This is a genomic window from Pseudoalteromonas shioyasakiensis (assembly GCF_022398475.1).
Taxonomy (GTDB): Bacteria; Pseudomonadota; Gammaproteobacteria; order Enterobacterales; family Alteromonadaceae; genus Pseudoalteromonas.
The window spans coordinates 34570-55953 of the sequence record NZ_JAKEVM010000007.1 but is presented as its reverse complement, the minus strand read 5'-3'; the positions used below and the strand labels follow the sequence as shown (position 1 = coordinate 55953).

21 protein-coding genes are annotated in these 21384 nt (G+C 41.0%); 3 read left to right on the top strand and 18 right to left on the bottom strand.

What is annotated here, in order from left to right:
• Positions 1–28 precede the first annotated feature (28 nt).
• The 14 genes from atpG to mnmE form a co-directional block, all read right to left on the bottom strand.
• Positions 29–889, bottom strand: coding sequence for a F0F1 ATP synthase subunit gamma (gene atpG / locus L1D51_RS02970; protein ID WP_054563740.1), 861 nt, complete (start codon positions 887–889; stop codon positions 29–31).
• Between the two features lie 59 nt (positions 890–948).
• The gene (gene atpA, locus L1D51_RS02965; protein WP_054554809.1) at positions 949–2490 is read right to left on the bottom strand and encodes a F0F1 ATP synthase subunit alpha; all 1542 of its coding nucleotides are present in this window, start codon (positions 2488–2490) and stop codon (positions 949–951) included.
• A gap of 14 nt (positions 2491–2504) precedes the next feature.
• Positions 2505–3038: a F0F1 ATP synthase subunit delta gene (atpH, locus tag L1D51_RS02960; RefSeq protein WP_054554808.1), complete on the bottom strand. Its 534-nt coding sequence runs from the start codon at positions 3036–3038 to the stop codon at positions 2505–2507.
• A gap of 16 nt (positions 3039–3054) precedes the next feature.
• Positions 3055–3525 carry a F0F1 ATP synthase subunit B gene (gene atpF / locus L1D51_RS02955; RefSeq protein ID WP_054554807.1) on the bottom strand — a complete coding sequence of 157 codons (471 nt, stop codon included), beginning with the start codon at positions 3523–3525 and terminating at the stop codon, positions 3055–3057.
• A 42-nt stretch (positions 3526–3567) separates the two neighbouring features.
• A complete protein-coding gene (gene atpE, locus L1D51_RS02950; protein ID WP_010561330.1) occupies positions 3568–3801 on the bottom strand; it encodes a F0F1 ATP synthase subunit C in 234 nt (77 codons plus the stop codon).
• 56 nt (positions 3802–3857) lie between these two features.
• Positions 3858–4715 carry a F0F1 ATP synthase subunit A gene (gene atpB / locus L1D51_RS02945; protein ID WP_054563741.1) on the bottom strand — a complete coding sequence of 286 codons (858 nt, stop codon included), beginning with the start codon at positions 4713–4715 and terminating at the stop codon, positions 3858–3860.
• A gap of 15 nt (positions 4716–4730) precedes the next feature.
• The gene (locus L1D51_RS02940) at positions 4731–5111 is read right to left on the bottom strand and encodes an ATP synthase subunit I (RefSeq protein ID WP_055022070.1); all 381 of its coding nucleotides are present in this window, start codon (positions 5109–5111) and stop codon (positions 4731–4733) included.
• Positions 5112–5270: 159 nt separating this feature from the next.
• The gene (locus L1D51_RS02935; RefSeq protein WP_054554804.1) at positions 5271–6182 is read right to left on the bottom strand and encodes a ParB/RepB/Spo0J family partition protein; all 912 of its coding nucleotides are present in this window, start codon (positions 6180–6182) and stop codon (positions 5271–5273) included.
• Between the two features lie 20 nt (positions 6183–6202).
• Positions 6203–6988: a ParA family protein gene (locus L1D51_RS02930; protein ID WP_054554803.1), complete on the bottom strand. Its 786-nt coding sequence runs from the start codon at positions 6986–6988 to the stop codon at positions 6203–6205.
• 13 nt (positions 6989–7001) lie between these two features.
• On the bottom strand, positions 7002–7622 hold the full coding sequence (rsmG, locus tag L1D51_RS02925; RefSeq protein WP_054554802.1) for a 16S rRNA (guanine(527)-N(7))-methyltransferase RsmG: 621 nt from the start codon (positions 7620–7622) through the stop codon (positions 7002–7004).
• Positions 7623–7637: 15 nt separating this feature from the next.
• Positions 7638–9527, bottom strand: a complete 1890-nt coding sequence (mnmG, locus tag L1D51_RS02920) for a tRNA uridine-5-carboxymethylaminomethyl(34) synthesis enzyme MnmG (RefSeq protein WP_054554801.1) — start codon at positions 9525–9527, stop codon at positions 7638–7640.
• Positions 9528–9956: 429 nt separating this feature from the next.
• Complete coding sequence (gene mioC, locus L1D51_RS02915) at positions 9957–10406, bottom strand: FMN-binding protein MioC (RefSeq protein ID WP_239962564.1); 450 nt, start codon at positions 10404–10406, stop codon at positions 9957–9959.
• Between the two features lie 586 nt (positions 10407–10992).
• Entirely contained in the window at positions 10993–11733 is a 741-nt protein-coding gene (locus L1D51_RS02910; RefSeq protein WP_239962562.1) for an isocitrate lyase/PEP mutase family protein, read from the bottom strand.
• Positions 11734–11880: 147 nt separating this feature from the next.
• On the bottom strand, positions 11881–13245 hold the full coding sequence (gene mnmE, locus L1D51_RS02905; RefSeq protein ID WP_175083285.1) for a tRNA uridine-5-carboxymethylaminomethyl(34) synthesis GTPase MnmE: 1365 nt from the start codon (positions 13243–13245) through the stop codon (positions 11881–11883).
• A 209-nt stretch (positions 13246–13454) separates the two neighbouring features.
• Here mnmE and L1D51_RS02900 point away from each other — a divergent pair, with 209 nt between their 5' ends.
• Complete coding sequence (locus L1D51_RS02900) at positions 13455–15602, top strand: TonB-dependent siderophore receptor (protein WP_239962560.1); 2148 nt, start codon at positions 13455–13457, stop codon at positions 15600–15602.
• Positions 15603–15611: 9 nt separating this feature from the next.
• Positions 15612–16817, top strand: a complete 1206-nt coding sequence (locus tag L1D51_RS02895; RefSeq protein WP_239962558.1) for a PepSY-associated TM helix domain-containing protein — start codon at positions 15612–15614, stop codon at positions 16815–16817.
• Between the two features lie 57 nt (positions 16818–16874).
• On the opposite strand, the gene yidC is transcribed toward L1D51_RS02895, so the two are convergent.
• The 4 genes from yidC to rpmH form a co-directional block, all read right to left on the bottom strand.
• Positions 16875–18506 (bottom strand): membrane protein insertase YidC, encoded by a 1632-nt coding sequence (gene yidC, locus L1D51_RS02890; RefSeq protein ID WP_239962555.1) that lies wholly within the window; start codon positions 18504–18506, stop codon positions 16875–16877.
• A gap of 8 nt (positions 18507–18514) precedes the next feature.
• Positions 18515–18787 (bottom strand): membrane protein insertion efficiency factor YidD, encoded by a 273-nt coding sequence (gene yidD / locus L1D51_RS02885; RefSeq protein ID WP_054563758.1) that lies wholly within the window; start codon positions 18785–18787, stop codon positions 18515–18517.
• Between the two features lie 128 nt (positions 18788–18915).
• The gene (rnpA, locus tag L1D51_RS02880) at positions 18916–19338 is read right to left on the bottom strand and encodes a ribonuclease P protein component (protein WP_058583673.1); all 423 of its coding nucleotides are present in this window, start codon (positions 19336–19338) and stop codon (positions 18916–18918) included.
• Between the two features lie 7 nt (positions 19339–19345).
• Complete coding sequence (gene rpmH / locus L1D51_RS02875) at positions 19346–19480, bottom strand: 50S ribosomal protein L34 (RefSeq protein ID WP_008488847.1); 135 nt, start codon at positions 19478–19480, stop codon at positions 19346–19348.
• Positions 19481–19986: 506 nt separating this feature from the next.
• On the opposite strand from rpmH, the gene dnaA reads away from it, so the two are divergent.
• On the top strand, positions 19987–21384 hold the full coding sequence (gene dnaA / locus L1D51_RS02870; protein WP_055022065.1) for a chromosomal replication initiator protein DnaA: 1398 nt from the start codon (positions 19987–19989) through the stop codon (positions 21382–21384).

Here is a 21384-nt window from a genome sequence, read left to right as displayed (position 1 = left end):
ATTCCTCTCATTAAACTTTGCCGAAGCGTTAAACTGCTGCCGAACCGCCAACAATCTCACTAATTTCTTGTGTGATTGCAGCTTGACGAGCCTTGTTATAAACAAGCTGTAACTCATCCATAAGGTCGCCTGCGTTATCAGTTGCAGCTTTCATTGCAACCATACGGGCAGCCTGTTCAGAGGCAGCGTTCTCAACTACACCTTGGTATACTTGAGACTCAATAAAGCGTACTAACAGAGCTTCTAAAATTGCTTCTGGGTTTGGCTCATATAAGTAATCCCAAGAATGTTGAGATACTTCTTCTTCAGCTTTTGGCAAAGGGAGTAACTGATCGATTGTTGGCTCTTGCTTCATAGTATTAACGAACTTGTTAAATACTACGTATAAGCGGTCAATTTTACCTTCAGAGTATGCATCTAGCATTGTCTTTACAGGACCAATAACGTCTTGTAGTGAAGGTGTATCTCCTAAGTTCGCTTTTTTAGCGACTAACTTACCGCCAAAACGTTGGAAAAAGCCAGCTGCTTTGCTACCTAAAGTAGTAAATTCAGCTTCAACGCCTTTTTCTTTCCACGCTTTAACATCTAGGGCAACTTTTTTGAACTCGTTTGAGTTCAAGCCACCACATAGACCACGGTCAGTAGAGATAACAATATAACCAACTCGTTTTACTTCACGCTCTTCTAAGAAAGGGTGAGTAAAATCAAGATTTGCTTGAGCAACACGACCAATCACTTGGCGTAAGTTTTCAGCGTATGGACGGCTTGACGCCACACGTTCCTGCGCTCTTTTCATTTTAGACGCAGCAACCATTTCCATTGCGCTGGTGATCTTCTGAGTATTCTTGATACTCCCGATCTTGCTTTTAATCTCTTTTCCGCTGGCCATGACTCTCTCTCCGAATCAGGTGGGCTTTAGTTGCCTAAAGCTCACCATTCATAACTAAATTACCAAGTTTGCGTCGACTTGAACTTCTCTAGAAGTTCTTTAAGTTGAGCTTCAATCTCAGCGTTGTAGTTACCAGTTTCATTGATTTGAGCCATTAGCTCTGCGTATGTGCTGTTTGCGTATGAAATTAGGCCAGCTTCGAAATCCATGATTTTCGCGATTTCGATGTCTTTTAGGTAGCCTTTTTCAGCAGCAAATAGCGACAGAGACATTTCAGCAACAGACATTGGTGCGTACTGTTTCTGCTTCATTAGCTCTGTTACGCGCTCACCATGCTCTAATTGAGCACGTGTTGCATCGTCAAGGTCAGACGCGAACTGCGAGAACGCAGCTAATTCACGGTACTGAGCTAACGCTAGACGGATACCACCACCTAGTTTCTTAACGATTTTAGTTTGCGCTGCACCACCAACACGAGATACCGAGATACCAGCGTTAACAGCTGGACGGATACCTGAGTTGAATAAGTCAGTTTCTAAGAAGATCTGACCATCGGTGATAGAGATAACGTTTGTCGGTACGAACGCAGAAACGTCGCCGCCTTGAGTTTCAATGATTGGCAATGCCGTCAATGAACCTGTTTTACCTTTCACTTCACCATTAGTGAACTTCTCAACGTAATCAGCGTTTACACGTGATGCACGCTCTAGAAGACGTGAGTGAAGGTAGAATACGTCACCTGGGTATGCTTCACGGCCTGGTGGACGCTTAAGTAGTAATGAGATTTGACGGTAAGCAACAGCTTGCTTAGATAAATCATCATATACGATTAGCGCGTCTTCACCACGGTCACGGAAGTATTCACCCATAGTACAACCAGAGAATGGTGCTAGGTACTGAAGTGCCGCAGATTCAGAAGCAGATGCAACAACAACAATTGTGTTTTCTAATGCACCGTGCTCTTCTAATTTACGTACTACGTTAGCGATAGTAGATGCTTTTTGACCAACTGCAACGTACACACACTTAACGCCTGTACCTTTTTGGTTGATGATAGCATCGATTGCTAATGCAGTTTTACCAGTTTGGCGGTCACCGATCACAAGCTCACGTTGACCACGACCTACTGGGATCATCGCATCGATAGATTTATAACCAGTTTGTACTGGCTCATCTACTGATTGACGTTCGATAACGCCTGGTGCGATTTTCTCAACAGGTTCAAAACCGTCGTTATCTAAAGCGCCTTTACCGTCGATAGGTGCACCTAGTGTGTTAACAACACGACCAAGTAGACCACGACCAACAGGAACCTCTAGAATACGACCAGTTGATTTAACTTTTACGCCTTCTTTAAGGTCAGCGTAAGGACCCATTACTACAGCACCTACTGAGTCACGCTCAAGGTTTAGTGCGATAGCATAACGGTTGCCAGGAAGCTCGATCATCTCACCTTGCATACAGTCAGCAAGACCGTGGATGCGGATGATACCGTCAGTAACAGATACGATAGTACCTTCGTTACGAGCTTCACTTACAACTTCGAACTGCTCAATACGTTGTTTGATCAGATCTGAAATTTCAGTGGAATTAAGTTGCATGCTCTTTTTCCCAATTACGATTGTAGTGATGTAGCTAAGCGGGCTAATTTGCCACGTACTGAGCCGTCGATTACAGTGTCACCCGCCTTAATGATAAGACCGCCAACAACTGTAGTATCTTCACTACAATTCAGCTTAACTTTGCGTGCGAAACGTTTTTCAAGTGCCGCTACCAATGTTGCTTGCTGCTCAGCAGCAAGCGGTGTTGCAGAAATCACGTCAACGTCGATTTCTTTGTCGTAGTCCGCTTTAAATTCAGCGAATAACTCAGCAACAGCAGGCAGTGCAACTAAACGTCCATTTTCAGCCATCACCTTGATTAGGTTCTGACCTTGTTCGTTGAGCTGCTCTGCACAGATCTTGATAAACAGATCTGCTTGTTCAGTAGCAGTAGGCAATCCAGCTAGCGCGGCAGCGGCTTGCTCGTTGCTGGCAACGTGGCCAGCAAAGAACAGCATGTCGTTCCAACTTTCAACAGTGCCTTTTTCAACGGCAAGTTCAAAAGCCGCTTTAGCGTATGGGCGAGCGATAGTAGCCAATTCAGACATGCTCATACCCTCCTAATTACAGCTCAGCGACAAGTTTTTCAACGATGTCACTGTGTGCGGCTTGATTGATTTCGCGCTCTAAAATCTTCTCAGCACCAACCACTGCCAGCGTCGCTACTTGTTTACGTAGTTCTTCTGTTACACGGTTACGCTCTGCTTCGATTTCAGAGTGCCCTTGAGCAATAATTTTTTCACGCTCTTGTTGACCACGAACAGTTTCTTCGTCAACGATTAGCGTGGCACGCTTTTTAGCTTGTTCAATGATATCAGCCGCTTGAGCTTTTGCCTCTTTAAGCTGCTCAGCAGCTTTCTTTTGCGCAAGTTCTAAGTCTTTTTCGGCTCTATCAGAGGCAGCTAAACCATCTTCGATTTTCTTCTGGCGAGCTTCAATTGCACCATTTAGTGGTGGCCATACGTATTTCATACAGAAAAGTACGAAAACCGTAAATGCAATTAATTCACCGATAAGAGTGGCTGTTAAGTTCACGACCGCTCCTCCTTAAAATAGTAAGCTGTTCAAAAAATAATATTAAAGTACGAACAACAATACCATTGCGATACCAACACCGATCATAGCTACGGCATCGATTAGACCAGCAAGGATGAACATCTTAACTTGTAATGAAGGTGCAAGTTCAGGTTGACGTGCACAAGCTTCAAGGAATTTACCACCCATGTTACCGAAGCCGATAGCAGTACCGATTGCACCGAAGCCGATAAGTAGAGCAACAGCGATGTACTTAAGACCAATCATTAGTTCCATTTTTTTCTCCAAAGTTTCAATTGTAAATTAAAGTTAAAATTTAAAAGTGTAAAAAATTAGTGATTATCTGAGCTTGCCATGCTTAGGTATACGATTGTAAGCATCATGAATACGAATGCTTGCAGTACGATTACTAAGATGTGGAATACAGCCCAAATAAAGTGCAACGGTAGTTGCATTAAACCAACTGCGCCGATCAAGATGAAAATCAACTCACCAGCATATAAGTTACCGAATAAACGCAGTGCTAACGAGAACGGCTTAGCAACTAAAGCGATTGTTTCTAGTAATAAGTTACATGGGATTAAGAACACCATCGCTAGCTTGTTATTAGAGCTGAACGGGTGAAGCGTTAATTCAGCTAAGAATCCGCCAATCCCTTTGATTTTGATTGCGTAACCGATCATCAGAATGAATACACCAATAGCAAGTGCAGCAGTCATGTTGATGTCTGTTGTAGGTACAATCTTCATGTAAACATCGTGAGAATCCATACCAAATGCTTGCTCGCCAACGAAGCCAGCTAATGCAGGTAGGAAATCAACCGGAATCAAGTCCATTAAGTTCATTAAGAACACCCAAACGAAAATCGTTAGAGCTAATGGAGCGATTAATGCACTTTTACCGTGGTATGTGTCACGTACGTTGTCGCCAACGAACTCAACGATCATTTCAATGAAACACTGAAATTTACCAGGTACACCGGTATTTGCTTTCTTAGCGGCACTACGGAAGATCCATAAAAATACAAGACCTAGACCGATTGACCATGCGAGGGTATCTATATTCCATGTCCAGAAACCACTGTCTGCACACGCTTTGTTGAAGGCAAGACCAGCGTCGGTCGAGCACATCTTAGCGTTAGTTAAGTGGTGCTGAATATGGCTTGATAGAGTTACTTCTTCTGCAGCCATGTTATATCCCAAAAGTTAATGATTAAAAAAAACGGGCGCAAACAATCCGCTAAATAACACCAATACATAAACACAGAAAAACGGTAATAAAACGACCGTGTAAGACTTCAGTATCAGTGCAAACAAAACGATTGTTAGCATAAATTTTAATCCGTTGCCGCGCTTTAGCGAGGCATACACTTGATTTACTCGACTTGCACCCATATAACGGAATGCATAGACAGCAAATACAAAATTAGGGAGTAGTGCAACAGCTCCGCCAGCAAGCGCTGACTGGCCGGCATTGACTCCCCAACCTATAAAAACAATTACTGCAGCGATTAATGCTACGATACCCTGAAGACAAATTAATTTAAATGCGGCAAGCCTATACGGCTTTGCTAACCTATTAGTCACGTTTTGTTAACCTTTAGAACGTTAAATTGTCAGGGTATGAAAACTGGCGAAATTATACTGATTCCTACCAGTTTTGCAACTTGAGTCGACCCTTTGTAGTGCAAAAACACCACAAATGTCTCTTTTTGGACATGTTATTAATTAATGACGGGAATAGTCTTAATTTATACGGCTTAAAATGCCATCCAACTCATCAAGAGTTGTATAAGAGATAACCAGTTTTCCTTTGCCTTTTTTATTGTAGTTTATTTCTACTTTGGCGCCTAAATTTTCAGCAAGTTTTTGTTCTAACTGTTTGACATCCGGATCTTTTTCTTGCACTTCTTTTTTCGGAGCTGGTTCTAAGATAGAGCGAACTAATTTCTCAGTTTCACGAACAGTCAACGCTTTAGCAACCGCTAATCTAGCAGCATCTGACTGCGCTTCGCCTTCAAGTGCCAATAAACAGCGTGCATGACCCATTTCGATGTCGCCATGTTCTAACAAGATTTTAACATCTTCGTTAAGGTTATTTAGACGTAGTAAATTAGTCACAGTCGTACGCGATTTACCAACAGCTTCGGCGACTTGTTGATGAGTGAGTTCAAATTCGTTAAGTAAACGATTCAATGCAATCGCTTCTTCCATCGCGTTTAGGTCTTCACGTTGGATATTTTCAATCAATGCGATTGCAACGGCTGCTTCATCTGGCACATCTTTGATGATACATGGAACAGCATCTAATTTTGCAAGTTGAGCAGCACGCCAACGACGTTCACCAGCAATAATTTCATATTTGTCTGCACCAATTTGGCGCACAACAATTGGCTGAATGATGCCTTGGGCACGAATTGAGCTGGCTAACTCTTCTAGCGCTTCTTCAGACATGTCTTTACGCGGTTGATATTTACCCGATTGTAAAAACTCAATCGCTAATTTTTGCAGCTCACCTTTGCTTTGCTCTGCAACAACTTCAGAGACTTGCTCTGGTGTTGCTGTCGCTTGTTGCTGATTATTTGCACTTGGGGCAGGTTTTGATGAACTTAATAAAGCGTCGAGTCCTCGGCCTAAACCGCGTTTTTTAGCAGACATGTTATTTTTTTACCTCGAAGTTAGGCTACTGCTGAAGATGTTTTCTCTTTTCTACGTAACATTTCGCCGGCTAGGGCTAAGTAAGCTTTAGCACCACTTGATGCACGGTCATAATACATGGCAGGGGCACCAAAACTCGGCGCTTCTGCTAAACGGACATTACGTGGGATAACGGTACGATATACTTTATCGCCAAAATGTTGTTTGAGTTGTTCTGATACATCATTTGCAAGGCGATTGCGCGGATCATACATGGTGCGCAAAATCCCTTCAATTGTTAACGCTGGATTTACTAGCTTAGATAGCTGAGTAATGGTATCCATTAATGCCGTTAAACCTTCAAGGGCATAATACTCACATTGCATCGGAACTAAAATCGAATCTGCGGCAGCCATTGCATTAACAGTAAGCATGTTAAGTGAAGGCGGGCAGTCGATAAAAATGAAATCGTATTGATCTTGAATTTGTTCAAGCGCATTACGTAAACGCACTTCACGAGCAAACAATTCCATTAGTTTAACTTCAGCGGCAGTCACATCGCCATTAGCAGCAATTAAGTGATACTCACCTGAGGTTTCTTTATTGATCACTTCATCGATTGGTGTTTCTTCAATCAATAAATCGTAAATAGTCGCAACATCACCGTATTTATCGACACCACTACCCATGGTAGCGTTTCCTTGCGGATCAAGATCGATTAATAACACTTTACGCTTCGTCGCGGCCATCGATGCCGCGAGATTCACAGCGGTGGTTGTTTTACCAACACCACCTTTTTGGTTTGCTAATGCGATGACTTTTGCCACAGTGCTCTGATCCCTAGTCTTTAGATAGAATGATTAGATGTCTTTGCGCATCTAACTCAGGTACTTCCAAGCTGATTTTTTCATCAAACTTAATACCTTTAGGTAATGAGTCTAGTTCTTCGCTCGGAAATACGCCTTTTAAGGCGATAAATTTACCTGAATGATCAATCAAGTGCGCACACCAGTCAACCATATCTTGTAAAGAGGCGAATGCACGACTTAATACACCATCTAATTTAACACTTGGTTGATATTCTTCAACTCTAGACTGCACTGGGGTTACATTTTCAAGACCAAGTGCATGTTTTACCTGCATCAAAAAGCGTACGCGTTTACCTAAACTATCTAACAATACAAATTGTGTATCAGGTAAAGCGATGGCTAATACGATACCCGGTAAACCAGGACCCGTACCTACATCAATGTAATGTTTGCCTTTAAGGTGTGGTGCAACAACTAAGCTATCCATAATATGTTTAACCATCATTTCTTCAGGTAAACGAACAGAGGTTAAGTTATACGCTTTGTTCCACTTGTCTAATAATTCAACATATTGCACAAGTTGTTGTTGCTGTTTTTCTGTTAGCGCAATATCAGTTTGCGCTAACAGCGAAGTTAATTGTTGTTGTAACACTGTATTCCTCACCAACTACGCAGTCTTGCGCAGTAAGCCTTGCTTTTTCAGATAGACTAATAATAGCGAAATAGCAGCAGGGGTGATACCTGAAATACGTGACGCTTGACCAATTGTATCTGGACGACTATCAGTAAGCTTTGCAATAACCTCATTCGATAAACCAGAAACAGTTGAATAATCAAAGTCTTTTGGTAATACAGTTTGTTCATGACGTAGCTGTTTATTGATCTCATCTTGCTGACGAGCAATATAGCCTGCGTACTTAGTATGGATCTCAACTTGCTCAAGTGCAGCTTGGTTATCAAACTCAGAACCTAAACCATCGATTGCCATTAAGTCGTTATAACGAATTTCAGGACGGCGGATCAGATCTTCAAGGCTCGCTTCACGAGTCAGTGGTGTTTTTAATAACGCGTTTACTTGATCAACAGCAACGTGATCTTTGTGGATCCATGTTTCTTTTAAACGTTGCGTTTCTTTTTCGATGATTTCCATTTTTTCGTTAAAGGCAGCCCAACGAGCATCGTCAACTAAGCCAAGTTCACGGCCTTTCTCAGTTAAACGAATGTCGGCATTATCTTCACGAAGTAATAAACGGTATTCAGCACGGCTAGTAAACATACGGTACGGTTCTTTAGTACCTAATGTTGCTAGGTCGTCAATTAGTACACCTGTGTATGCTTCATCACGGCGAGGTGTCCAAGACTCTTTGCCTTGTACTTGTAATGCCGCGTTCATACCCGCAATTAAACCTTGTGCGCCAGCTTCTTCGTAACCGGTTGTACCATTGATTTGGCCTGCGAAGAATAAACCATTAATAAACTTAGTTTCTAATGATTGCTTTAAGTCGCGCGGATCAAAGAAGTCATACTCAATAGCATAACCAGGACGACAAATATGTGCATTTTCAAAACCAGTGATTGATTGCACAATTTCAAGCTGTACATCAAACGGTAAACTCGTTGAAATACCATTTGGATATAATTCGTATGATGTTAAACCTTCAGGCTCAACAAAGATTTGATGTTTGTCTTTATCAGCAAAACGTACGATCTTATCTTCGATTGAAGGGCAGTAACGTGGACCAATACCTTCAATTACACCTGAATACATAGGTGAGCGATGTAAGTTATTGCGGATCACATCATGTGTTTTTTCATTTGTATAAGTGATGTAACACGGGATCTGCTGTGGGTGATCCGATTGTTTACCCATAAATGAGAATACAGGCGTAGGGGTATCACCAGGCTGTTCTTGCATCTTGCTAAAATCAACAGTTCGCGCATCAATACGAGGAGGCGTGCCTGTTTTTAAGCGATCAACACGGAAAGGTAATTCACGTAATCGCTCTGCAAGTGCAATTGAAGGTGGATCACCGGCACGACCACCTTTGAAGTTCTCTAAACCAATATGGATCTGACCACCTAAGAAAGTACCTACGGTAAGAACCACAGAAGGCGCGCTAAAACGAAGACCCATTTGCGTTACAACACCGATTACTCGATCACCTTCAACGATTAGATCGTCACATGATTGTTGGAAGATCTTTAAGTTTTCTTGATGTTGTAAAGTATGTTGAATAGCTGCTTTATACAAAGCACGGTCAGCTTGTGCACGTGTAGCACGTACTGCAGGGCCTTTAGATGAGTTTAAAGTACGAAATTGAATACCGCCTTTATCAATAGCCTGAGCCATTGCACCACCAAGTGCATCGATCTCTTTAACTAAATGGCCTTTACCAATACCGCCAATTGCCGGGTTACAAGACATTTGACCAAGGGTATCCATATTATGAGTTAGCAATAGGGTATTCATGCCCATGCGAGCAGATGCTAATGCAGCTTCAGTACCTGCATGTCCACCACCTACAACAATAACATCAAAACGTTCGTGAAAAATCATTTATGGGATCCTACTTAATCGACCAGCAAAACTTTGTAAAGGGAGCGTATTCTACCTAGAAATTTAGAGAAGATAAATGATTAAACAGTGCTCAAGATCTAAGTGGGTGATCTCTAATAATATAAAGGATCTTTTAAAGAGATCTTTTATTACTCTTACTACTAGTAACGGCTAGATCTGTTGATAATGTTCGCTTTACTATTTAAAACATGATCTTAACGCAGATCTAAAGGTGTTAATATGATCGGATCTTCCCGCGTAAAAGCTTTGATCAAAAGGGCTATTTATACACAGGGCAATATCGATTGGATCTTATCCAAGGGATAAACTAGGTTAAAATCGCAGTTAGATCAGTGTTTATCCACAATCCGATCTAAATTATCAGTAAATTGTGGGTAACTTTTATAACAACGATCAACACCGATCGGTTTAATTGAGCCCCACTGATTCGATCCAGCTTGGTAACCAGGCTAATGCTGTGTCTTCTGGCAATGCTTCATCAAGAATATTTAGCTCTAAGCGTTCTGCCACGCGGTTTGCGCCTTTAATAGCTAATAACTCATCTAGATTACGGCCTGCATAGTTATAGGTGTCGTAACTAGTGTCACCTAATCCGATCACACTGTATTTTAATCCTTTAAGATCAGGCTGTTGGTTAATAGACTCAACAAATGGCAGTAGGTTCTCTGGGTAGTCTCCAGCGCCGTATGTAGAAGTACATAACAACCAAATAGTATCTTGCTGATCAATATCATCAAATACAGGCTGTTCATGAAGCTGCACTTGGATCCCTTGTTGTTCAAGGGCTTCTGCTAGTTGCTCTGCCACGTATTCTGCAGATCCCATTTGGCTGCCAACGATGATATTTACTGATTGCATGTGATTGATCATGTATAGAAATAAGTGGCCACATGATAACTAAGTTAGGGTGTGAGTAAAGCGTTGAATTACGATCTGAATAAGTTTTTCTGCTTAAAATGACAGCTTTAATTCAATACTTTTTATAATCTACTGTTTTTAATGGTTTTTTATATTTATTCATAAATTAAACCCTTTGATCAAGCTGTTAATAAATTTGGGGAAAGTTCTGATCAAGCTAAATATTGGAAACTGTATAACTTTGCTAAGTTGTTGATCTTTAATTATGTGTAAGCGCTTAAATTTTCAGATCTGATAAAAAGAGTGAGTATGATCGTTTTGTGGATAGATCGCTTGTTGATAACGATCGGTTTGCAATTTGCGATCAATAAAATAGATCGAAAAAAACTTAAATAAGCGCTAATAAAGGCTGTTTTTAAGAAAATTAGTTATCAAAAAGGGCTGTTGTATGAAAATAAATTCAAATTTCCGCGTTTTTATATGATCAAATCAGCCTTTAGATCTAAAAAATCCCCAAATGTGGATAACATTTTTAGCTAAATTCGATCTTAAAAGCTGTTTTGATCTGATTTTTTAGCTCGCTAAGTTAGTTTTCGATCTGAGTTAAACTGGTTTTTATCGTATTACCGACTAGTTCATAGAGCGAATTACCCAATGAAAACCGTTTTGCACCACCAGCGAAAGCGGCTTTTGCTGAGTTAAAATTGCTCATTGCCATAACATTTAATGGCATATCTATTGTGTTAGCTAAGCTGGTTATGTGATCTATGTTAGTTAAGCCGGGTATAAACAGGCCATCAGCTCCTGCATCTTGATACGCTTTTGCGCGCTCTAATGTTGCTTGAAAAGGGTATTCAAGTAGAAAGTAGGTATCGGTTCTGGCGTTTATAAATAAACCACCGAAGCCACTTTCGTTAAGTGCTTTTTTTATCTCACTAATAATAGTGCATTGCTGTTCGATAGATCTCAGTGCGTTAGTGTTTTTATCTGAGTCCTCTATGTTGATGCCTACAACTCCTAATCTTGCTAACGCTAAAACGTTTTTGCTAATTTGCAGCGGATCGTTACTGTAGCCTGACTCTATATCGACAGAGAGTGGAATATGAAGGTGTTCGGTTAAGCTTTTAACCAGCGCTAATTGAGTTTTAAAAGAGATGTTTTCACCATCAGCTAACCCTAAACTGGCAGCAATTCCCCAGCTGGTTGTTGCTACTGCTTTAGCTCCCGCAGCTTGGATGAATTGTGCTGAACTAAGATCCCACGCATTAGCAAGTATAAAGCCGCTTTGCTGGTGGTGTAATTGGTGAAAGAGTTGATATTTGTCCATGATGTCCTCCGTTTAATAACATCGCTAGACTAATTGATATGAGGTTAATTACTGGCTGGTTTCGGCCCTGAACCGATAATTGATTAGTTGGAGTAAAAACAAAAAAAGAGTCTTGCGACTCTTTTTTATAATATTGATGACCGGAATTTATTTACCGATACAGAACGAACTAAAGATTTTCCCTAGCAAGTCATCAGAGGTAAATTCACCCGTTATCTCATTTAAGAACTGTTGAGTTAGGCGTAATTCTTCAGCCAAGATCTCACCAGCAATATGCATCTCTAATTGCTCTTTGCCTGTGTTTAAATGATAGGCTGCGTGATCAAGTGCATCTAAGTGACGACGGCGTGCCATGAATCCACCTTCTGTGGCACCTTGGAAACCTATACATGCCTTTAAGTGAGTACGAACTAACTCTATACCCTCTGCATTTTTAGCGCTTAAACGGATCACCGGATATTGATCATGTTCATCCATACCGACATTTTCACCGGAAATATCGGCTTTATTTCGGATCACAGTAACACCCATACCCTCTGGTAACTTGGCCATAAACTCTGGCCAAATATCATGAGGATCAGTGGCTGATGTGTCTGTGCCGTCTAACATAAATAGTACGCGATCGGCTTGGTTAATTTCATCCCATGCGCGTTCAATACCAATTTGCTCTACTTTATCAGGGCTTTCACGCAGGCCTGCGGTATCAATAATATGTAGTGGCATACCATCAATGTGGATATGTTCGCGTAATACGTCACGTGTTGTACCAGCTATTTCGGTAACGATGGCTGCATCACGGCCAGCTAACGCATTAAGTAGGCTTGATTTACCAGCATTAGGGCGACCCGCAATAACAACACGCATACCTTCACGCATGATGCTACCTTGTTTAGCTTGCTGAGTTACATTCTCTAATTGATCAATAATGGCATTGAGATCTGCGGATACTTTACCGTCTGATAAAAAGTCGATTTCTTCATCTGGAAAATCAATTGCGGCTTCAACATACATACGTAGGTGAATGACTTTCTCCACCAGCGTTTCGATGTGCTTAGAGAATTCACCTTGCAGTGATTGGAGGGCGCTTTTTGCTGCTTGTTCACTGGTTGCATTAATTAGATCAGCAATTGCCTCTGCTTGAGTTAAATCAAGCTTATCATTCATAAATGCGCGCTCAGAGAACTCACCTGGTTTTGCTAAACGTACACCGTCAATTTGGCTAATTTCTTTTAATAGCATATCTAATACGACAGGGCCGCCGTGACCTTGTAGTTCTAGTACGTCTTCGCCGGTAAATGAATTTGGCCCTTGGAAGTAAATAGCAATACCTTGGTCAAGCTGTTCACCGTTCAAGCTTTTAAATGGTACATAGTCTGCGTAACGTGTTTTAGGACAACGGCCAATAATCTGTTCTGCCACTGTTTTAGCTAAGCTGCCAGAGACGCGAATAATACCAACCCCACCACGTCCTGGTGCGGTCGCTTGTGCTGCAATTGTGTCTTGATTAATCATGCGATGAAATAATGCCAATAAAAGAATGAATGCTGGCTCTATTGTAACCTATGGCTTAATTTCATGCGAATAGCTGTTTGAGTAATGAGGTAGCAAAAGTCTGATGTAAGTAATACTTTATTTAGCTTTAATTAATAATAAACGACCATTGCAAATGATAATTATATTCATTACCATGTTGCGCATTCTAAATCTTATCGTTTTTTATTATGCGTCTTTCTGCTGTTTTTATTGCACTTGCTGCTGGTTTTTCGGGCGTTGCCCATGCTCAAACTGAAGTGACTACTTCGGATCAAAGTGATTCAAAAGAACTCGAAAAAATAGAAGTTGTTGGCCGTGCGTTTTCTTTATATCGCCCAACCGAGTCTAGCTTTGCTACTCGTACCAATACACCGTTAGAGAAAATTCCTCAGTCAATTCAAATTTTACCGCAGGAGCTGATCAGTGATCAGGCTGCTCGCCAAATTACTGACCTTTATAGCAATATAGCTGGTGTTAATGCCTTTAGTTATTCGGGCGTGACATTCCGTGGTTTTCGCCAAGATGAGATTTTATACGATGGCGTAAAGGGCGACCCTTTCAATGGTTTTGCTGTACCGCAATTATTTAATATTGAACAAGTTGCGGTTTTAAAAGGGCCTGCTGGCGCTATATACGGTAGTGGTAATCCGGGTGGTATTATTAACTATGTAACTAAGAAGCCTAAATTCACCAGTGAACACAGTATTGAAGTTGAAGTAGGTAATGATGACTTCTTTAGTGGTGCATTAGAAAGCACAGGAACATTGAGTGAATCACTTGATAATCATGCTTACCGTGTTGGTCTTTACCGTGATACTGAAAAGCCATTCCGTGCTAATACTAGCAGCGATAATACCATTGTTGATCTTGGTTATACGTGGCTTATAAATAGTGCAACCGAATTGACCACTCAGTATACCTATATAGAGCAAGATTTGGGTGGGGCACGTTTACGTGGTGTACCTGCTGATGATAACGGTAATTTTCTAACTGATATTAGCTGGAATCATAACGAGGCGACAGACTTTCAAAATGTTGAAGCCCATGTCTATCAGGCAACTTTAAAACATGAGTTTAATGATGTTTGGCGCACAGATGTCACAGCACGTTATTTTGATAACAAAGAAGTGCAAAACTACCATGAACCAAGAGGTCTGGTAGATACTGACGGTGATGGAATTGTTGATTGGAGTCATCGCGAGTTTCGTGATCAAGTCCGTGAGAACGAAGGTTTTAGCTTAACAGCTAATGCGATTGCAGAGTTTGCATTTGCTAATATGCAGCATCAAGTGCTGTTTGGTAGTGACTGGTATGAACATGATTTTGAAAGCGTTTACCGTACAGCTACGCAACAAAGTAAAGGTGGCCCAGTACCAGGACTTGATCTTAACAACCCTGAGTATGGTTTAACCTCTGCTGATGATTATGATCTTGATAGTATTACACCAAGGCTTGGGAAAACGAATAGCACCCGTTTTGGTGCCTACTTGCAAGATCAGCTAGATATCACCGCTAATTGGAGTGTGACAGCTGGCTTAAGGTATGATCGTTTTGAAGATAAAGATTTGTTAAATCAAACCGAGTTTTCTGATAGCGACTTAACTTATCGTATTGGTACTAGCTATAACATTAACAATATGTTCTTCCCTTATGCGCTACATGGCACTGGCTTTGTGCCGCAAAGTGCGAGTAATCAAGATACAGCAAAGGGTGGCCCATTCTCGCCAGAGACTAGCCGTATTAATGAGTTAGGTTTAAGGACCAAACTATTAGCAGATACGCTTGCTGTTAATATGGCTGTGTACGATATTGTCCGCGAAAACATCCTGCAGCCTAGCTTATTAGGTGATGTTGCAGGTGACGGCGTTGATGACCTAGTTGCCGTTGGTGAAGTACAAAGTAAGGGTTTTGAACTTGAGGTGGTTGGTGATATCACTGAGCGCTGGGTAGTTACTGCAAGCTACGCTTATAATGATACCCGTATTACTAAGGCCAACGACAGCATTCGTAACCAAATTCCTGATAGCGATAAATTTGCTAATGCGCCGCAAAATACCTTAGGTATATGGACACGCTATGAGCTACCTAGCTTATCGTCATCTATTTCTGCTGGCTTAGATTATGTTGATGAACAGCTTAGTTTAGGCGGTCAACGTGTTAAACCTTACACTGTTTACAACATGGCGTGGCAAACAACCGTAGATAACTGGCAATGGCAGCTATCAGTTAAGAACCTATTTGATAAAGAATACGCAAGCAGTGGCTTTATCGAGCGAACAGGGCACTTTCCTGGTGAACCACGTCGTGTTTATTTAAGTGCTAAATACAGCTTTTAATGGTGGCGTGTGAACGCTAAAAGTTGGTTTAACTTACATTCTTGGGCAGGACTCTTTGTTGGAGTCCTGCTTTTTGTTACCTGCGTATCGGGAACACTCGCTACGTTAAGTCATGAACTCGAGTACTTAACAGACGCTAAGTACCGTGCTTTAACTTCTTCTGCTTCGACTAACTACCCAGCTCTCGAAAACACCCTTAATAAGCATTATCCGCAAGCTCAGTTACTTTATATCCAACGTCATAAGCAAGATTACCTTGCCATTGAAGCGGCTCTTAAAGTCGGTGACTCATTTCGCTTTGTTTATTTAGATGCTGCAACGGGTCGCTTACTCGGTGAAGGAGAGTGGGCGCGGATATCGCGGTTTTTACGTAACTGGCATATGAACTTGTCGATGGGCTGGACGGGTAAATTAATCGTCACCAGTTTGAGTATTTTACTCGTTATTTTATTGGTTTCGAGTTTTTATGTGTATCGGCGCTGGTGGCAAGGCTTTATGAAAAAGCCTGCTGCGCTAAGCCTTGGTAAACGAAGTAGTTGGTCTGATTGGCATAAGCTGTTAGGGCTTTGGAGTTTATGGTTTATTGCTGTGATGGCCATCACAGGGGTTTGGTATCTGGTAGAACATGGGCTGCAAACTGCGAAGGTACCTCACTATGTCTCTAGTCCACCAGCCTTGAGTGAGTTTAAAAAACAAAGCCCTCGTAAAGGTCTATCGCCAATTAGTTTAGCTGCTACTTATGAAGCCGCTCAACAGGCGTTTCCTAGCCTTGATATTCGCTATATTCGTTATCCTAGTAAAGTGGATCAGCCTATTGAAGTACGTGGTTATAACGATGATATTTTATTGCGCCTGCGTGCTAACCGGGTTTATTTAAATCCAAGTTCCGGTGAAGTTCTTGGTGTACAAAAAGGGGAAGAACTCAACCTGCTTCCACGAATTAAAGACACCGCTGATCCGCTGCACTTTGGTAACTTTGCAGGAATTGGTACCAAGCTTATTTGGGGTGTATTTGGTGCATTAATGAGCTTTGTAAGCGCTGCTGGCATCTATATGAGTTGGCTTAGGGTAAAGCGTAAAACAACGACTGGAAAGTGGCTTGGTTTATCTGGGGTGGTTGCAATCGGTTTGGTAGTTGCTTCGCTACTAACAACAAGTTTGAGCTTTACTGAACGCAGTGTGCCTAATCAAGTTTATTCTCCTATTCTCGGTTAGCTTTTTTCCAGGCAATAAAAAAGGCGCAGTTAGCGCCTTTTTTATTGGGTTAAGAGTTTAGCCTCTTACCTTAATACCTTTTTTCTCCATACCGCGGTAGATGATTAGCATCTGTGCGATTGAGATAAGGTTCGATACTAACCAGTAAAGTACTAGGCCAGATGGGAACCATAAGAAGAAAATAGAGAATACTACTGGCATAAAGGTCATCATTTTTTGCTGCATAGGGTCAGTAACCGTCATAGGTTGCAGCTTTTGAGTGATGAACATACTTAAACCAAATAAAACAGGTAATACGTAGTATGGGTCCATTGCTGATAAGTCATTTAACCATAAAACGAATTCAGCATGACGTAGCTCAGTTGACTCTAAGAATACGTAGAATAACGCTAAGAAGATTGGCATTTGTAGTAACAGTGGGAAACAGCCACCCATAGGGTTCACTTTTTCTTTGCGGTACATTTCCATCATAGCTTGACCGAATTTTTGACGGTCATCACCATACTTCTCTTTTAGGGCAGCCATTTTAGGCTGAAGTGCACGCATCTTCGCCATTGACGTGTATTGTGCTTTAGTAAGTGGGTACATTGCCGTTTTAACGATAACCGTGATTGCAATGATAGCTAGACCCCAGTTACCTAAGATACCGTATAACCACTTAAGTAATACGAATAATGGTTGTGAGATAAAGAATAACCAACCGTAGTCTACAGTTAGGTCTAAGTCTGGGTGAATTGCTTCTAGTACATCAGACTCTTTCGGGCCCATATAGTAAGTTGAGCCAAGCGTTGCTTGCGAACCAGCTTGTACATTAACTGCTTCACCTTTAACACCAATAATTGCTGCATTACCTGATACAAGTTTGCTGTAAAGAGTATTTTGTTGATCTTGCTTTGGTACCCACGCACTTACAAAGTAGTGTTGAATAAATGCAATGTAGCCGCCAGATGTGGTGATATTAAGGTTTTTATCAGCCATGTCTGAGAAGCTGTATTTTTCATACTTCTCTTCATCTGAGCCATAAGCGCCACCTAAGTAGTTTTGATCTACTAAGCTACCTTTTTCTTGTACTGTGCGTTTTACTTGCGTGTATAACTGAACTTGAATTGGATCAGCTGTTACGTTGTTTACTGTGTACTCTAAATCTACAGCGTAGTCGCCTTTTTTGAAGATATAAGTTTTAGTAAACGTCACACCTTTACTGTCAGTAAACTCAAGTGGTACACGTAGCTCATCACCCGTTAAAGTGAATGCTTTTTGTGTGGTTTTATAAACAGGGCGACCAGCAACAGTTGCGTCAGGACCATTTAAACCAATTAAGCCACTTTGCGAGAAGTATTGCTTACCATCGAACTCACCTAATAGCATGTAAGGTGTGTTACTGCCTTTTTCTTCTTCGTACTGAAGTAAGTCTGTTTCAATGATGTCACCACCACGGGTGTCAATTTTAACAGTGAATACGTCAGTTGTTACATCAATAACTGAGCGCTTTGCTGTCGTTACAGCTGGAACTTCACCGTCAGATGATGCTGGAATAAAGTCATCAGATTCTGGTGTTGTTGCGCCTAGTGTTTGTGTTGTGGCACTTGGATCAGCCTTTGGTGCGTTGTAGTCGTTATTCCTTTCTTGAAATAATAAAAACGACACAAGCATCAAGCCGATTAATAAAAACGTGCGTTGCGATTCCATAACAGCTCTTATTTCTCGTGTTGGTGGTTAATATGATTTTTTGCCGGTACGGGATCATCCCCACCAGCATGTAAAGGGTGGCATTTTAATATGCGTTTAACAGCTAACCAACTGCCTTTTACACTTCCATGCAAATTAATTGCTTGAATAGCGTAACTAGAGCAGGTTGGATTAAAACGACAATGCGGGCCTAATAATGGGCTTATCCATTTTTGATAGCCGCGTATTAGCATGACTAAACAGCGCTTTGGAATAGCAACAAGTGGTTTAAGTAACCTCATGATGTGTCTGCCCCTGCGTTAATTTAGTCAATGGATACCATGAATTTAAATTCCCATCGTAGAATTTTAAATGCATGATTAAAAGGTGAGCTAAAGATACCTTAATTAAGCCTGTAATTCTATTGCTATCAGGCTTGTTTATTAGATTTAGCTGATTTATTCGGGCGTTTTTTAAATGGTGGTGGTTTAGGTGCACCAGGCTTGCAGCGTTCGTTAATTTTTCGCCACAATTTATTTAGTTGCTTTGTTAGCTCTTCGTTTGACTGTTCATCAATACCACTTTTAACCATAAGCACAATATCAATGTTATCGAGTTTATGTTGATTTAAACGGAAACTTTCGCGAGCAAGTCGTTTAATTCGATTACGTTGACAGGCTTTTTTAACGCGTTTTTTTGCGACCGTAAGACCTAATCGAGGATTAGTTTGGTCATTGCGTTTAGCTAATAGGGTAAAGAAAGGAGTCGCAGCGCGTGCTGGTTCATTAAAGATTCGAGAGTAATGCGAGGGAGTTAACAGACGTAACTCCCTGCTGAAGCTAAAGTCTTCCACTTATATATTAAGCAGAAAGAACTTTACGGCCTTTAGCACGACGACGAGCTAATACTTTACGGCCATTTGCTGTTGCCATACGAGCACGGAAACCGTGTGTACGTTTGCGTTTTAAAACGCTAGGTTGAAAAGTTCTTTTCATAACAATTCCATCCGATCGGTTAAGGTTAAAACATCCTATGCAGGTCGCGATCCTGGCACAGGTGCCATTGCGAGCGCGAGATATTATAGATGAAGACAACAAAAGTCAATCATTAAAACGCTGCAGAGGCCGTAATTATAAAGGATCCTTTTAGCTGATCATATAGGATCATCATAAATAAGAAGTTTTCCACAGCCTCTGTATAAAAAGTGAATAAAAGCTTGGGAAAAGCCAATTCGATCGTAGAATTTGATCGCGATCTGGCTGTAAATTTGTTATGATCACTGTTCGAACTTAAAAAATAATTTTCTTAAAAATCAGTGTTTTATTCTTTTATGTTGCTGAGATCATATTTTTCATAAAAATCAATCTTGTACTTGTGGATAAAGTACCTTCATAATAGTCGGTCTGGGCCAAGAAAGTTGGTCAAAGATTAGCAATAAATGTTTGATTTTCCATCATTAAAGATGAACGGGAATAAAAATTAAATCTCTGGGAGTTTAACTGTGTATCTGTCGGTTTGGCAAAGTTGTTTATATGTATTGCAAGATGAATTGCCTTCACAGCAATTCAGTATGTGGGTAAGACCACTTCAAGCAGAAAGTACCGAAGATACGTTGACTATATATGCACCTAACCGTTTTGTTTTGGATTGGGTGAGAGAAAAGTATTTAAACCGTATTAATGAACTACTCGTTGAAATTTGTGGTGATGAAGCACCTGAATTACGTTTTGATGTTGGTAGTAAACCTATTTTAAATGCCCAAGTGGCATCTGCACCGGCTGCAACAGAAGCAAGCGCATCTGTTCCACAACAAACTGCCGAAAAACAACAGCCAAAACCTGAAAAAGCAGCGGTCGAACCTGCACCAAAATCAGGCTATAAATCAAACATTAAAGAAAATTACACCTTTGATAGCTTTGTTGAGGGTAAATCAAACCAATTAGCAAAAGCTGCAGCGACTCAAGTTGCAGATAACCCAGGTTCAGCATTTAACCCTGTATTTATATACGGTGGTACTGGCTTAGGTAAAACTCACTTATTACACGCTGTTGGTAACGGTATTATGGCTAATAAGCCAGACGCGAAAATTGTTTATATGCACTCTGAGCGATTTGTGCAAGACATGGTTAAAGCGCTACAAAATAATGCCATAGAAGAATTTAAACGTTATTACCGAAGTGTTGATGCATTGATGATCGATGACATTCAATTTTTCGCTAATAAAGAACGCTCACAAGAAGAGTTCTTTCATACCTTCAATGCTTTACTTGAAGGAAATCAACAGATTATCTTAACTTCAGACCGCTATCCTAAAGAGATAGAAGGGGTTGAAGACCGCCTTAAATCACGTTTTGGTTGGGGCTTAACAATTGCTATTGAGCCACCAGAACTTGAAACGCGCGTTGCTATTTTGATGAAAAAAGCGCAGCAAAGTAAAATCAATTTACCTCACGAAGTTGCCTTTTTTATCGCTAAAAAGTTGCGTTCAAATGTGCGTGAATTAGAAGGGGCGTTAAACCGCGTTATTGCTAATGCAAACTTTACTGGTCGTCCGATTTCAATCGACTTTGTAAAAGAAGCGCTACGTGACTTACTTGCGCTGCAAGATAAACTGGTAACGATAGATAATATTCAACGCACTGTTGCTGAGTATTACCGTATTCGTGTGTCAGATTTACTATCTAAACGTCGTAGCCGTTCAGTAGCAAGACCACGTCAAGTGGCCATGGCATTATCAAAAGAACTTACAAATCACAGTTTACCTGAGATTGGTGACGCCTTTGGTGGTCGTGATCACACAACTGTATTACACGCTTGTCGTAAAGTTAAATCACTACGTGACGAAAGCCACGAAGTGAAAGAAGATTATCAAAACTTAATAAGAACCTTGTCATCTTAA